The following is a 14,326-nucleotide window of genomic DNA, read 5'->3' on the forward strand; positions in this document are numbered from 1 at the left end:
GCCCCTCTCCCATCCGACGCTCGCGGACACCAGCGGGGGTGTCAAGGGCGGGGCGGACTCAGCGGGTCGGGACCGCCAGGTGCTGGCGGGCGAAGGCGAGCGACTCGGTCAGGTCGGCGACCCGCTCCTCGACCGAGCTGCAGCGCCGGGTGTTGATCTCCAGCACCACGGAGCCGTCGAACTCCCGCTCGGCGAGCAGCCGGAGCAGCTCGTCGGCCCGGGTCGTCCCGCGCCCCGGCACCAGGTGCTCGTCCTTGGCGCTCCCCCCTCCGTCGGTGAGGTGGACGTGCCGCAACCGCTCCCCCATCCGCATCGCCATGTCGACGACGTCGGAGTGGGAGGTCGCCGCGTGGGAGAGGTCCAAGGTGGTGTGCGCGTAGTCGCCCAGGGAGACGTCCCAGTGCGGCATGTACATCTCCACGGCCCGGGGGCGGCGGGCCCGCCGGCGGGCGCCGGTGCGCCAGGGATACATGTTCTCCACCGCGAAGTCGATCCCGGTCGAGGCCTCCAGGGCCGCGATCCCGTCCTCGAACCCGGTCGCGTACTCCTTCTGCCAGCGGAAGGGCGGGTGGACGACGACCACCGGGGCGCCCAGCGCCTGGGCCATCCGGGCGGAGCGCTCGAGCTTGCCCCACGGCTCCAGCCCCCAGACCCGCTGGGTCCAGAGCAGGCAGGGCGCATGCACGGCGCAGACCCCGATGCCGTGGTGCTCGGAGAGCTGGCGCACCGCGGCCGTCTGCTGGGAGATCGCGTCCATCCCGACCATCACCTCGACCGCGTCGTAGCCCAGCGCCGCCGCGTAGGAGAACGCGTGGGCGGTCGACTCGGGGAAGACCGACGCGGAGGAGAGCCCGATCGACACGGTCACGTGGCGGCCCTCAGTCCAGCACCGAGAGGCGGTCGAGGCGCTCCAGGATCATGCCCTCGCGCAGCGCCCACGGACAGATCTCCAGCTCGGCCAGGTCGAAGATGTCCATCACGGCCTCGGCGACCAGCGCCCCGGGGAGGATCTGGTGGGCGCGGCCCACCGAGACGCCGGGCAGCTGCGCCACCTCGGGGGGCGGGGCCGAGATCAGCTTGGGCAGCCACTGGGCCAGGTCGTCGCGGCGCAGCACCCGGGGCACCAGGTGACCCTGGGCGGAGGGGGCGGCGCCGCAGATGCGCGCCAGGGAGCGGAAGGTCTTGGAGGTGGCCGCCGCGCGGTGCGGGGCGCCGCCGCGCAGCAGCCCGCCGGCGTCGCGGGCGATCTCGGTGCGGATCCAGCGGCGCAGCTCGCGCACGCCCACCTCCTCCACGCCGTGGGCGAAGTGGTCCCGGGCGAGCCGGGCCGCACCCAGCGGCAGCGACCAGGCGACGTCCGGTGCCTCGTCGGGGCCGCCGGCGATCTCCAGCGAGCCGCCGCCGATGTCGAAGACCGCCAGTCGGCCGGCCGACCAGCCGAACCAGCGGCGCACGGCCAGGAAGGTCAGCCGGGCCTCCTCCTCTCCGGAGAGGACGCCGATCCGGGTGCCGGTGGCCTCCTCGACGGCGCCGAGCACCGCGTCGGTGTTGACCGCCTCGCGGACCGCCGAGGTGGCGAAGGCCAGGATCTCCTCGCAGCCCTTCTCCTCGGCGAAGTCGATCGCGTGCCGGGTGAACTCGGTCAGCGCCGCGATGCCCGCCGGGCTGATCGCGTCGTCGGCGTCGAGGTGCTCGGCGAGGCGGAGCGGCTCCTTGTGGCTGAAGGCCGCGAGCGGGGCGGCGCCGCCGTGCGCGTCCACCACCAGCAGATGGCCGGTGTTGGAGCCGATGTCGAGGACGCCGAGCCGCATGCCTCCAACGTACCCGGCGAAGCGACGTAGGGTTCCTCCTGTGCCAGAAGTCGACCTCGTCTTCCCCCGCGCGTACGTCGAGTTCGCGGACCCCGCCGACCCCGACCAGGTCTTCCGCTGCGACCTGACCTGGCTCACCTCCGCCTACACCTGCATCTTCGGCCAGGGCTGCCAGGGCATCTACGCCGACGCCCCCGACACCGGCTGCTGCACGCTGGGAGCGCACTTCAGCGACGCCGACGACGAGCGCAGGGTGGCGGCCTTCGTCGACCAGCTGACCCCCGAGCTGTGGCAGTTCCACCCCGGCCGCAAGGTGCGCAGGAGCGACTGGCGCGAGACCGACGAGGAGGGCGGGCGAAAGACCGCGACGCTGACCGTCGACGGCCAGCAGGCCTGCGTCTTCCACAACCGCAGCGACTTCGCGCCGCACACCGGCGCGGGGGGCGCGGGCTGCGCGCTGCACGGGCTCGCGCTGGCCCAGGGGCGCAACCCGCTGGAGACCAAGCCCGACGTGTGCTGGCAGCTGCCGATCCGGCGTACCTACCGCACCGTGGAGCGCCCCGACGGCACCTCCTACACCGAGGTCTCGATCAGTGAGTACGACCGGCGCGGGTGGGGCCCGGGCGGGCACGACCTCGACTGGTACTGCTCGGGCAACACCGAGGCCCACGTGGCGCCGGAGCCGCTCTACCTGACCAGCGCGGCCGAGCTGGTGGAGCTGATGGGCCGCGAGGCCTACGACGAGCTGGCACGACACTGCGAGGCCCACCTGCGCTCCCGCTCGGCCCTGGCACTGCACCCCGCCGACCCGCACTGAGACCGGCGTCACCCGCGGGTCCGTCCGCCGCCGCCGCCCAGCGGAACCCTCGATGTCAAGAGACCAGCACCCCGGTGAACACGCCGGTGGCGGACGCGCCACAATGCTTGACATGCGCCTGGACCACATCTCGTACGCCGCCGGACCCGATGGTCTGGCCGCGACGGCTGCGCGCATCGGGGGGCTACTGGGTCGTGAGTTCCTCGATGGCGGCGTGCATCCACGTTTCGGCACCCGCAACATGATCCTGCCGCTCGCCGGCGGGACCTACCTCGAGATCGTCGAGGCCCTGGACCACCCCGCCTCCGACAAGGCCCCCTTCGGCCAGGCGGTCAAGGCCCGCTCCGCCAACGGCGGCGGCTGGCTCGGCTGGGTGGTGGCCACCGACGACCTCGAGTCCGTCGAGGAGCGCCTGGGCCGCGAGGCCGCGCCGGGCAACCGGCACCGCCCCGACGGCACCGAGCTGCGCTGGCTCCAGATCGGGATCAACGGACTCATCGCGGACCCGCAGCTGCCGTTCTTCATCAAGTGGCTCACCCCCGACCTGCACCCGAGCTCGGGCGCCGACGGCTCGTGCTCGCTGGCCTGCCTGGAGATCGCCGGTGACCCGCAGCGGGTCAGCGAGTGGCTCGGGGAGTCGGTCGAGGCGCCGCTCGAGGACGTCAAGGTCGACTGGGTCGCGCCCAACGGCACCCCCGGCCTGATGGCGGTCAACGTCCTGACCCCCACCGGCCTGGTCCGCATCTGACGGAGGCGGTCATCACCCGACCCCTCCGGCGGTACGGCGCCACGCCGAGCCCCAACATCTGGCACCACACCTCCACCTACGAGGTGGAGAACCACGCCTTCGACCCCGACCGGCTGGTCGAGGCGGCGATGGCCCGGGTCGCGGGCTGGCGCGGCCGCACCTTCCTCGACGTCGGGTGCGGCTCCGGCTTCCACCTGGGCCGGTGGGCCGAGGAGGCCGCCTCGGTGATCGGCGTGGAGCCGCACCCTCCCCTGGTCTCGCTCGCCCGGCGGCGCGCCCGGCGGGTCCCCCACGTGAGCGTGCTCGCCGGCAGCGCGCAGGAGCTGCCGCTGCCCGACGCCTCGGTCGACGTGGTGCAGGCGCGGTGGGCCTACTTCTTCGGGCCCGGCTGCGAGCCGGGCCTCGCCGAGCTCGACCGGGTGGTACGCCGCGGCGGCACGGCGTTCGTGCTCGACAACGACGGCACCCGGTCGACCTTCGGCGGCTGGTTCCGGCGCGGCTACCCCGGGATCGACCCCGACGAGGTGGAGCGTTTCTGGTCGCGGCACGGCTGGAACCGCGAGCCGGTGCTCACCTCGCTCCGGTTCGGCTCCGCCGACGACCTCGACGCGGTGGTGCGCATCGAGCTGCCGCCCGCCGCCGCCGAGGCGGCGCTGGCCGAGCACTGGGCGGCACACGACCGGGCCTCCGGCGAGGGTCTCGAGGTCGACTACGCGGTCAACCTGTTCTGGCGCTCCTACTAGGGCGCTCCCACCGGGCCCGAGAGGCCGCGCCCCTCAGCTGGAGCCCCGGACCGCCAGGGTGGGCAGGAGCAGCACCCCGGTCGGCTCGAGCAGGGGCGAGGTCATCAGCCGCTGCAGCGCCTTGACCACCTCGACCGCCACCTCCTCCAGCGGCTGGCGCACCGAGGTGAGGCCCCGCGGCACCACCTGGGCGACCTGGGAGTCGTCGAAGCCGACCACGGCGAGGTCGCGGCCCGCGACCATCCCCCGGTCGAAGAGCAGCTGGAGCACCCCCACCGCCAGGGTGTCGGAGGCGCAGACGAACGCGGTGGGCCCGGCGTCGTCGAGGAGCACGGCGGCGGCCTCGCGTCCGCTGGCCACCGTGTCATCGACCCGGGAGGCGAGCCCGGTGGTGGCCAGGCCCCGGCGGCGCATCGCCCGCACCCAGCCCGCGCGGCGGTCCTCGCCGATGAAGGAGTCCTTGCGCCAGCCGATCCAGCCGATCCGGGTGTGGCCGCGCTCCAGCAGGTGGTCGGTGGCCAGCTGCGCCCCGGCGGCCCCGTCGACGTCGACCCAGGAGTGGGCGGCGTGCGGGTCCTGCCACGGCCGGCCGAAGGCCACGAACGGCGCGCGCTGCTGCGTCAGGTAGGCGGCCTGCGGGGCGCCGAGATAGGTGTCGGTGACGATGAAGGCGTCCACCGCGGTGGAGCGCAGCAGGTGGTCGTAGGCCGAGAGCGGCTCGGTGTCGTCGTCGGAGAAGAGGAGCACGTGGTAGCCCGCGAGCGCGGAGGTGGCGACCAGCTTGTGCACGAAGCGGTCCATCAGCGCGTTGGCGGTGCCCTCCTGGGCGGGGGTGAACCGCAGGCCGACGAGGTGCGAGGCGCGGGTGCGCAGGCTGCGTGCGGCGCGGTTGGGCGAGTAGCCGAGCTCGGCGATCGCCGCCTGGACCCGGAGCAGGGTGTCGGGACGCAGCAGGTGCGGGCTGTTGACCGCGTTGGAGACCGTCTGCCGCGAGACCCCGGCGCGCTCCGCCACGTCGGCCAGCGTGGGTGGGTTGACCGCCACCGTGCCTCCCCTCCGACCGCCGCGGACCGGCTCGGGCCGGCCCTTGATCGTTCCAACGAGAGCATAGGCGCATGCGCCGCCCCGGCGTCCCTGCTGCGCTGTCCGCACTTTCGGGCCTGTCGGCGCTGTGGCCTACCGTCTGCGCCATGAGCAAACAGGCCCGGACCCGCCCCGCCTACCGCTGCTCCGAGTGCGGGTGGGAGACAGGCAAGTGGGTGGGGCGCTGCGGCGAGTGCCAGGCCTGGGGGTCGGTCGCGGAGGCGGCCGCCGCCCCGGTGGGGCGCACCCAGGCCAGCGCCGTCACCACCGCCGCGGTGCCGATCGGCCAGGTCTCGGTGGAGGAGTCCGCGTTCCGCTCCAGCGGGGTGGCCGAGCTCGACCGGGTGCTCGGCGGCGGGCTGGTGCCGGGGGCGGCCATCCTGCTCGCCGGCGAGCCGGGGGTCGGCAAGTCCACCCTGCTCCTCGAGGTGGCCGCCCAGACCGCGCGCCACCGGCACCGCACCCTCTACATCACCGGTGAGGAGTCCGCCTCCCAGGTGCGGCTGCGCGCCGACCGGACCGACGCGGTCCACGACGAGCTCTACCTCGCCGCCGAGACCGACCTCGGCGCCGTGCTCAGCCACATCGAGCAGGTCAAGCCCACGCTGCTGGTGGTCGACTCGATCCAGACCATCGGCGCCTCGGGGATCGAGGGGGTCCCCGGTGGCGTCACCCAGGTCAAGGAGGTCGCCGCCGCCCTGATCCGTGTCGCCAAGACCCGCAACATCACCACGGTGATCGTCGGCCACGTCACCAAGGACGGCTCCATCGCCGGGCCGCGGGTGCTGGAGCACCTCGTCGACGTCGTGCTCCACTTCGAGGGCGACCGCAACTCGCGGTTCCGGATGGTCCGTGCCATGAAGAACCGGTTCGGCCCGGTCGACGAGGTGGGCTGCTTCGACCTCTCCGCCCAGGGCATCCGGGCGGTCACCGACCCCACCGGCCTCTTCGTGGAGCACCACTCCAAGCAGGTCCCGGGGACCTGCGTGGCGGTCACCATGGAAGGACGCCGTCCGCTGCTGGCCGAGGTGCAGGCGCTGGTCGCGCCCACGCCCGCGGAGCGCCCACGCCGCACCACCTCCGGCGTCGACTCCTCGCGGGTCTCGATGGTGCTGGCGGTGCTCCAGCAGCACTGCCAGATCCGGCTGCACAACATGGACGTCTTCGTCTCCACCGTCGGCGGCGCGCGGATCCACGAGCCCGCCAGCGACCTGGCCATCGCCGTCGCCCTGGCCGGCGCCACCTTCGGCATCCCGGCCCCCACCGGGGTGGTGGCGATGGGCGAGATCGGCCTGGCCGGCGAGCTGCGCCGGGTGCGCGACCTCCCCCAGCGGCTCTCGGAGGCCGCCCGGCTGGGGTTCAAGGTCGCCGTGGTGCCCAGCGAGCGCAACGCGCCGCCGGGGCCTCGGTCTCCCGAGTCGTGGACGATCGACGGCATGCAGGTGCTCGACGTGGGAGACGTCGCCACCGCTCTGGGGCTGCTGAGGCTCACCAGGACCCGCGCCACTGCGCTTCGTCCCATAGACTGACGCGCGGAGCGCTGCAGCCACTCGGCGTTTCGTCGTGTGGTCCGTGATGGAGGGCGCCTTGGTCGGCATCGAGCGCAGTGACGAGAGCCTGCGCCTGCGGGCGACCCTGGCCACGATCGCTCCTGGCACCCACCTGCGCGACGGGCTCGAGCGGATCCTGCGCGGCCGCACCGGGGCTCTGATCGTGCTGGGCCACGACAAGCTGGTCGACTCGATCGCCAGCGGCGGCTTCACCCTCGACGTCCCGTTCACCGCCACCGGCCTGCGCGAGCTGGCCAAGATGGACGGCGCCATCATCGTCGACAAGGACGTCACGCGGATCCACCGCGCCGCCGTCCACCTGATGCCCGACCACACCATCTTCTCCGAGGAGACCGGCACCCGGCACCGCACCGCCGACCGCGTCGCCCGGCAGACCGGGTTCCCGGTCATCTCGGTCTCCCAGTCGATGCAGATCATCGCCGTCTACGTCGGCGAGACCCGCTACGTCCTGGAGGACTCCGGACAGATCCTCTCCCGGGCCAACCAGGCCCTGGCGACCTTGGAGCGCTACAAGCTCCGGCTCGACGAGGTCTCCTCGACCCTCTCCGCGCTGGAGATCGAGGACCTCGTCACCGTGCGCGACGTCGCCGTGGTGGCCCAGCGGCTCGAGATGGTCACCCGCATCGCCCGCGAGATCGAGGACTACGTGCTCGAGCTCGGCACCGACGGCCGGCTGCTCTCGCTCCAGCTCGAGGAGCTGATCACCGGGGTCGACGCCGACCGCGAGCTGGTCATCCGCGACTACCTGCCGAGCGGGACGACCGCCTCTCCCGAGGCCCTGCTGGACAACCTCGGCCTGCTCTCCCCCACCGAGCTGGTCGACCCCGCCGCCGTGGCCAAGGCCCTCAGCCTCACCACCGGCGACCACCTCGACGGCGCCGTGGCGCCCCGGGGCTACCGTCTGCTGGCCAAGGTGCCCCGGCTGCCCAGCCCGGTCGTCGACCGCCTGGTCGAGCACTTCGGCGGGCTCCAGCAGCTCCTCTCGGCGGGCATCGACGACCTCCAGGTCGTCGACGGCGTCGGCGACCTGCGGGCGCGCAGCGTGCGCGAGGGGCTCTCCCGGCTCGCCGAGTCGAGCATCCTCGAACGCTACGTCTGACGTCCCGCGCCCGAGGGGCCCCGGTCGTCAGCCGGCCGGCGTGGGCTCCACCGCGCCCGAGGGCTTCGGGGCCGGCGGCGTCGCCTGACCGGCGGGCTTGTTCTTCTTCTTCTTCTTCGCGGGAGCGGGCTCCGGCTCGGGTGCCCGGGTCGCGGTGATCGAGGCTCGGGTGCGCTCGAACTGCACCTCGGTGGGCTCGCCCTCGAAGGCGGCGGCCTTGACGTGGTAGAAGCCGGGCTGGGCCCAGTCGGTGGCCCGCGAGCACTCCGGGTCCGAGCGGCGACCGCTCCACAGGAAGGGGACCGTGGTGTCGGTGCCCTGGTAGAGCACGACGTCCTGCGCCGGGAGCGCCTGGGGGCAGTGGCTGCTGAACCAGTAGTCGTCGCTGCCCGAGCTGATCTTGACCGTCACCGTCTCGGCCGAGACCTGCCAGGTGCACGCCGGGGTGGTCAGGGTGCGCAGCAGCAGCACCATGTCGACCTTGCCGTCGGCGCGCGGCGCGCCGACCACGGGCGTGACCGTCACGTCACTGTTGACGCACGGACCGGTCGGCGCGGGCAGCGGCGGCGGCTCGGGGGTGGGCTCCGGCGCCGGCTCGGCGCTCGCCTCCGGCGCGGGCGCCTGCTGGCCACGACCCTTCTTCTTCCCCGTCGTCTCCTCGGCGGGCGCTTGCGGCGTCTCCTCGGCCTCGGGCACCACCTCGGCCGCGGCGGGCGCGGCCTGCTGGTCGGCCTCGGGCGGCTCCTCGCCGCCGCCGCCGAAGAGCCGCACCGCACCGAGCAGCAGCACCAGGACGGTCGAGAGCACCAGGATCCGACGGAACCAGTACACCCGGGCGGGCAGCGGCCCCTTGGGTGCGGTCAGCGCAGACATGGCCAGCACGCTATCGAGCCGAGGCGCCGAGTGGTGGGTGCCACACCGTGCCCCGGGCGACGGCCTGCGTCTAGGCTTCCGCGCATGCGTGGTGATCTCTTCTCCCGCGTCCACGAGGAGGTCCCCTCACCGGAGGCGCTGGCGCTGCAGAACGGCTCCCTCCTGCGGGCGACCCTGGGCGCCCCGGTCGTCGCGGCGAAGGGCTCGATGGTCGCCTCCCAGGGGCAGGTGACGTGCGAGCACCGGTCCATCGGGTCCGTGAGCAGGCTGCTGCGGCGGATCGTCACCAGCGACGACACCCCGCTGATGACCGTCTCCGGGAGCGGGCAGGCCTTCTTCGCCCACTCCGGCCGCCACGTCTTCCTCGTCGACCTGGAGGGCCCGGAGGACGCCCTCACCGTCTCCGGCACCAGCCTCCTGGCCTTCGAGTCCGCCCTCGACTACGACGTCCACCCCGCCAGAGGCCTGGGGCTGCCGGCCGCCGGTGCCTTCACCGCCCTGCTGCGGGGTCAGGGCCGGGTGGCCGTGACCTGCCACGGCACGCCAGTGGTCCTCGACTGCAGCCGGGAGCCGACCCAGGTCGACGTCCATGCCGCCGTCTGCTGGTCGGCCGGGCTGCAGCCGGTGCTGCAGGGCGCCACCCCCTCCCGCCCGACGCGCCGCGGCGATGGCGAGTCCGCGCAGTACGCCTTCCACGGGCCCGGCTTCGTCGTGGTCCAACCGGCCGCGGGCCCGACGCAGCAGCCCGACGACGGCTCCTGCGACACGAGCACGGGCGGGTTCTTCGGTGACGTCCTCAAGGGCTGAGCCGGCTGCGGCGGGCGCCGGGGGCGGGGCGGTTCCGGGGTCGCTGACCGAGCCGCTGCTGGAGTGGTACGACGAGAACGCCCGGGACCTGCCCTGGCGGCGGCCCGAGGCGTCGGCATGGTCGGTGATGGTCTCGGAGTTCATGCTGCAGCAGACGCCGGTGGCCCGGGTGCTGCCGGTCCACGACGCCTGGCTGGCGCGCTGGCCCACGCCCGCGGCGCTGGCCGCGGAGCCCGTCGGGGAGGCTCTGCGGGCGTGGGGCCGACTGGGCTACCCGCGCCGCGCCCTGCGCCTGCACGCCGCCGCCACCGCGATCCTCGCCGACCACGACGGCCAGGTGCCCTCCTCCCCCGAGGCGCTGCGGGCCCTGCCGGGGGTCGGCGACTACACCGCGGCGGCGGTCGCCGCCTTCGCGTTCGGCCGCCGGGTCGCGGTGCTCGACACCAACGTGCGGCGGGTCCACCACCGGGTGCTGCGGGCCGTGGAGCTCCCGCCCGACGCGGTCCGCGCCCACGAGCGGCGCGACGCCGCCGAGCTGCTCCCTGCGGACCCGCCCACCGCCGCCACCTGGTCGGTGGCCGTGATGGAGCTGGGCGCCCTGGTCTGCACCGCTCGCGCCCCCCGCTGCGGCGACTGCCCGGTGGCGGACCTGTGCGCCTGGCGCGCGGCCGGCTACCCGGCGTACGACGGGCCGCCGCGGCGCGGCCAGGCCTGGGACGGCACCGACCGGCAGTGCCGGGGCCGGATCATGGCGGTGCTGCGCGAGGCCGACGGCCCGGTGCACCGGCACCGCATCGACGCCGTCTGGCCCGACGCGGTCCAGCGCGAGCGGTGCCTGGCCGGCCTGGCGGCCGACGGGCTCCTGGTCTCCTACGAGGACCGGTCGTTCTCCCTGCCGTGAGCGGGACCGCGCGGTGACGCCCCGCGCGACTCAGGAGCCGGCTCGGCGCTTGCCGCGCGCCGCCACCGCCGCGCTGAGGACGATCAGCTCGAGGGCCAAGGCGGTCAGCACCGAGGTGCTGTCGGGCAGCGCCGCGACGCCGGAGACCAGCATCCACAGCACGGCCGCGACGACGATACCGAGGAAGGTGGCGACCACCACCCGCACGAGCGAGGGGTCCTGACCCCAGAGCAGCGTCGTGCCGACCATCGCCACCGGGATCGCCAGGGCGACGAGGATGGTCCCGAGCATGCTCTCTCCTCTGCCTGCCCAGTGCGCCCGCCCCGGACGATGAACGAGTCACCAGCATGGCAGGGGTCGATCACCCGGGTCCATGCTCACGGGGCGGGCGACTGCTTCGCCGCCCACTTGAGCCGGCACCCAGCCCTCCGGCGCGCGCCCGCCGACGCGCAGGTGCTCGATCGCAGCGAACGACGCCGCCACGAGCTCGGGCGTCGTCGAGACCTCGCGGGAGGACCCACGGTGCGAACAGAGGTCGGCGACCGCGTCGCGTGCGCGACGAACCGCGTCCAAGGCGAAGCCCTCGACGTCCAGAGCACCAGGCCACCAACGCCCGACGGGTCCATCACCGAGCCACACGCTGGAGGCTCGGCCAGACAGCTCGGGGACACCCCCGGTCAGACGCACGACGCCCCGGTCACCAGAGGTGACCGGGGCGTCGGGGTGCAGCTGTCTCAGTCCTCCGCGCGGGGGACGTCCACCGGGCCGGCGGAGTCGTCCGGACCCTCGACCGGGGCGACCCCGGTGTCGACGGTCTCCAGCGGCGGCATGTCGGGCAGCTTGTCGACCTTCTGGCCCTGGAAGGTGAAGGTCGCGGACGGACCCTCCCCCTCGACGTCGACCAGGATGATCTGGCCGGGGCCGACCTCGCCGAAGAGCATCTTCTCGGCGAGCGTGTCCTCGATCTCGCGCTGCACCGTGCGGCGCAGCGGCCGGGCGCCGAGCACCGGGTCGAAGCCCCGGACTGCGAGCAGCTGCTTGGCGGCCGGGGTGAGCTCCAGCTGCATGTCCCGGTCGCGCAGACGCAGCTCGACGGCGGCGATCATGTTGTCGACCATCGACACGATCTGCTGCTGCGAGAGCGGCGGGAAGACGATGATCTCGTCGACGCGGTTGAGGAACTCGGGCCGGAAGTGCTGCTTGAGCTCGTCGGCGACCTTGCTCTTCATCCGGTCGTAGGAGCCGGCCGCGTCGCCGACCTGGGCGAAGCCCAGGTTGACCGACTTGGCGATGTCCCGGGTGCCGAGGTTGGTCGTCATGATGATGACGGTGTTCTTGAAGTCGACCACCCGGCCCTGGGAGTCGGTCAGGCGACCCTCCTCCAGGATCTGGAGCAGCGAGTTGAAGATGTCGGGGTGCGCCTTCTCGACCTCGTCGAAGAGGACGACCGAGAACGGCTTGCGCCGCACCTTCTCGGTCAGCTGGCCACCCTCCTCGTAGCCGACGTAGCCGGGAGGCGAGCCGAAGAGCCGCGAGACGGTGTGCTTCTCGGAGAACTCGCTCATGTCGAGCTGGATCAGCGAGTCCTCGTCACCGAAGAGGAAGTCGGCCAGCGTCTTGGAGAGCCACGTCTTGCCGACGCCCGAGGGCCCGGCGAAGATGAACGACCCACCGGGACGCTTCGGGTCCTTCAGGCCGGCACGGGTACGCCGGATGGCGCGGGAGAGCGCCTTGACGGCCTCCTCCTGCCCGATGACCCGCTTGTGGAGCTCCTCCTCCATGTTGAGCAGGCGCGTCGACTCGGCCTCGGAGAGCTTGACGATCGGGATGCCGGTCGCGACCGCCAGCACCTCGGCGATCAGCTCCTCGTCGACCTCGGCGATCTCGTCCATGTCGCCCGCGCGCCACTGCTTCTCGCGCTCGGTCTTCTTGGCGATGAGCTGCTTCTCCTCGTCGCGCAGGCGGGCCGCGGCCTCGAAGTCCTGCCCGTCGATGGCCGCCTCCTTGCGCTGGCGGACCTCGCCGATCTGCTCGTCGTAGGCGCGCAGGTCCGGCGGCGCCGTCATCCGGCGGATCCGCAGGCGGGAGCCCGCCTCGTCGATCAGGTCGATCGCCTTGTCCGGGAGGAAGCGGTCGGAGATGTAGCGGTCGGCCAGCGTCGCGGCGGAGACCAGGGCCTCGTCGGTGATGGTGACCCGGTGGTGCGCCTCGTAGCGGTCGCGCAGCCCCTTGAGCATCTCGATGGTGTGCGCGATCGACGGCTCGGCGACCTGGATCGGCTGGAAGCGGCGCTCGAGCGCGGCGTCCTTCTCGAGGTACTTGCGGTACTCGTCGAGGGTGGTGGCCCCGATGGTCTGCAGCTCGCCGCGCGCCAGCATCGGCTTGAGGATGCTGGCGGCGTCGATCGCGCCCTCGGCGGCACCCGCACCCACCAGGGTGTGGATCTCGTCGATGAAGAGCACGATGTCGCCGCGGGTGCGGATCTCCTTGAGCACCTTCTTGAGGCGCTCCTCGAAGTCGCCGCGGTAGCGGCTGCCCGCCACCAGCGCACCGAGGTCGAGGGTGTAGATCTGCTTGTCCTTGAGCGTCTCCGGGACGTTGCCCTTGACGATGTCCTGGGCCAGGCCCTCGACGATCGTCGTCTTGCCGACGCCGGGCTCGCCGATCAGCACCGGGTTGTTCTTCGTGCGGCGGGAGAGGATCTGCATGACCCGCTCGATCTCCTGCTCGCGCCCGATCACCGGGTCGAGCTTGCCCTCGCGGGCCGCCTGGGTCAGGTTGCGGCCGAACTGGTCGAGGACCAGCGAGGAGGACGGAGCCTCGCTGCCGCTGGCACCCGGGCCGGCGGCCGCGCCGGCGGCCTCCTTGCCCTGGAAGCCGGAGAGCAGCTGGATGACCTGCTGGCGGACCCGGTTGAGGTCGGCGCCCAGCTTCTGCAGCACCTGGGCGGCGACGCCCTCACCCTCCCGGATCAGGCCGAGCAGGATGTGCTCGGTGCCGATGTAGGAGTGGCCGAGCTGCAGCGCCTCGCGCAGCGAGAGCTCGAGCACCTTCTTGGCACGCGGGGTGAAGGGAATGTGACCGGACGGGGCCTGCTGGCCCTGGCCGATGATCTCCTCGACCTGGGCGCGCACGGCCTCCAGCGAGATGTCGAGGGACTCGAGCGCCTTGGCCGCGACACCCTCGCCCTCGTGGATCAGCCCGAGCAGGATGTGCTCGGTGCCGATGTAGTTGTGGGAGAGCATGCGGGCCTCTTCCTGGGCCAGCACGACAACTCGTCGGGCTCGGTCGGTGAACCGCTCGAACATGTGCGCCTCGATTCTCAGCAGTGTGCACAGGTGGTACGTCGTGGGTCCGCCTCGCGGCGGGCCGACCGGGGTCGGAGCAGCGGGGCAGCGGACACGAGTTCCAACTCTTCCGACAGCCTACGTGTTCCCGGTGACCGACCCCACGCGGTCCGCTCAGAGCGAACAGGCGCCGGGCCGGTCAACCTGGGGCGCTCAGTGCGCGGCGTCGTAGGCCCGGCGCACCTCGGCGGGCACCCGGCCCCGCTCGGAGAGCTCGAAGCCGTTGTCGCGGGCCCAGGCCCGGACGTCGGCCGCGCTCGGGCCGCCGGCGGACCCGCCGGCCGAGCCGGAGGAGCGACGGGCGCCGCCGCGGCGACCACCGGACGCCTTGCGGGCGTGCCCGACGTAGCCGCTCAGCGCCTCGCGCAGCGCCGCGGCGTTCTCGTCGTTGAGGTCGATCTCGTAGGAGGTGCCGTCCAGGGCGAAGCTGACCGTCTCGGTCGCCTCGCTGCCGTCGAGGTCGTCGACCAGCACGATGTTCACCTTTTGAGCCATGGGATTAATTCCTTCTACTGGTCGGAGCAAC

The 14,326-nt window shown here is 73.1% G+C and carries 14 protein-coding genes; 7 read left to right on the forward strand and 7 right to left on the reverse strand.

All coding sequences use genetic code 11. The annotated features are described in order from the left end of the window. Positions 1 to 58: 58 nt before the first annotated feature. Positions 59 to 868, reverse strand: a complete 810-nt coding sequence (locus AC4BGE_RS04990) for a sugar phosphate isomerase/epimerase family protein (RefSeq protein ID WP_490570386.1) — start codon at positions 866 to 868, stop codon at positions 59 to 61. Positions 869 to 878: 10 nt separating this feature from the next. Then, the gene (locus AC4BGE_RS04995; protein ID WP_490574551.1) at positions 879 to 1,811 is read right to left on the reverse strand and encodes a Ppx/GppA family phosphatase; all 933 of its coding nucleotides are present in this window, start codon (positions 1,809 to 1,811) and stop codon (positions 879 to 881) included. Positions 1,812 to 1,851: 40 nt separating this feature from the next. On the opposite strand from AC4BGE_RS04995, the gene AC4BGE_RS05000 reads away from it, so the two are divergent. From AC4BGE_RS05000 to AC4BGE_RS05010, 3 genes are all read left to right on the forward strand, one after another. After that, a complete protein-coding gene (locus AC4BGE_RS05000; RefSeq protein ID WP_490574552.1) occupies positions 1,852 to 2,628 on the forward strand; it encodes a DUF3109 family protein in 777 nt (258 codons plus the stop codon). A gap of 112 nt (positions 2,629 to 2,740) precedes the next feature. Continuing rightward, complete coding sequence (locus tag AC4BGE_RS05005) at positions 2,741 to 3,376, forward strand: VOC family protein (RefSeq protein WP_490574553.1); 636 nt, start codon at positions 2,741 to 2,743, stop codon at positions 3,374 to 3,376. 83 nt (positions 3,377 to 3,459) lie between these two features. Then, positions 3,460 to 4,119, forward strand: coding sequence for a class I SAM-dependent methyltransferase (locus AC4BGE_RS05010; RefSeq protein WP_490574554.1), 660 nt, complete (start codon positions 3,460 to 3,462; stop codon positions 4,117 to 4,119). A gap of 33 nt (positions 4,120 to 4,152) precedes the next feature. Here the strand turns inward: AC4BGE_RS05010 and AC4BGE_RS05015 are convergent, their stop codons facing one another. Continuing rightward, positions 4,153 to 5,163, reverse strand: a complete 1,011-nt coding sequence (locus AC4BGE_RS05015; protein ID WP_490570391.1) for a LacI family DNA-binding transcriptional regulator — start codon at positions 5,161 to 5,163, stop codon at positions 4,153 to 4,155. A gap of 146 nt (positions 5,164 to 5,309) precedes the next feature. Between AC4BGE_RS05015 and radA the strand changes: the two genes are divergently transcribed. Together radA and disA are read left to right on the forward strand one after the other, a co-directional pair. Beyond that, positions 5,310 to 6,731, forward strand: a complete 1,422-nt coding sequence (gene radA / locus AC4BGE_RS05020) for a DNA repair protein RadA (protein WP_490570392.1) — start codon at positions 5,310 to 5,312, stop codon at positions 6,729 to 6,731. 46 nt (positions 6,732 to 6,777) lie between these two features. Further along, entirely contained in the window at positions 6,778 to 7,872 is a 1,095-nt protein-coding gene (gene disA, locus AC4BGE_RS05025; RefSeq protein WP_490570654.1) for a DNA integrity scanning diadenylate cyclase DisA, read from the forward strand. A 27-nt stretch (positions 7,873 to 7,899) separates the two neighbouring features. Here disA and AC4BGE_RS05030 read toward each other — a convergent pair whose 3' ends face one another. Next, complete coding sequence (locus tag AC4BGE_RS05030; protein ID WP_490574555.1) at positions 7,900 to 8,745, reverse strand: hypothetical protein; 846 nt, start codon at positions 8,743 to 8,745, stop codon at positions 7,900 to 7,902. Between the two features lie 84 nt (positions 8,746 to 8,829). Here AC4BGE_RS05030 and AC4BGE_RS05035 point away from each other — a divergent pair, with 84 nt between their 5' ends. Continuing rightward, entirely contained in the window at positions 8,830 to 9,552 is a 723-nt protein-coding gene (locus AC4BGE_RS05035) for an AIM24 family protein (protein ID WP_490574556.1), read from the forward strand. 43 nt (positions 9,553 to 9,595) lie between these two features. After that, the gene (locus AC4BGE_RS05040) at positions 9,596 to 10,453 is read left to right on the forward strand and encodes an HhH-GPD family protein (RefSeq protein ID WP_490575070.1); all 858 of its coding nucleotides are present in this window, start codon (positions 9,596 to 9,598) and stop codon (positions 10,451 to 10,453) included. 30 nt (positions 10,454 to 10,483) lie between these two features. Here the strand turns inward: AC4BGE_RS05040 and AC4BGE_RS05045 are convergent, their stop codons facing one another. From AC4BGE_RS05045 to AC4BGE_RS05055, 3 genes are all read right to left on the reverse strand, one after another. Beyond that, complete coding sequence (locus tag AC4BGE_RS05045; RefSeq protein ID WP_490574557.1) at positions 10,484 to 10,744, reverse strand: hypothetical protein; 261 nt, start codon at positions 10,742 to 10,744, stop codon at positions 10,484 to 10,486. A 443-nt stretch (positions 10,745 to 11,187) separates the two neighbouring features. Beyond that, entirely contained in the window at positions 11,188 to 13,761 is a 2,574-nt protein-coding gene (locus AC4BGE_RS05050; RefSeq protein WP_490574558.1) for an ATP-dependent Clp protease ATP-binding subunit, read from the reverse strand. A 192-nt stretch (positions 13,762 to 13,953) separates the two neighbouring features. Continuing rightward, a complete protein-coding gene (locus AC4BGE_RS05055; protein WP_490570396.1) occupies positions 13,954 to 14,295 on the reverse strand; it encodes a histone-like nucleoid-structuring protein Lsr2 in 342 nt (113 codons plus the stop codon). Positions 14,296 to 14,326: the final 31 nt, after the last annotated feature.

Source organism: Nocardioides sp. Z50_6 (assembly GCF_058215755.1).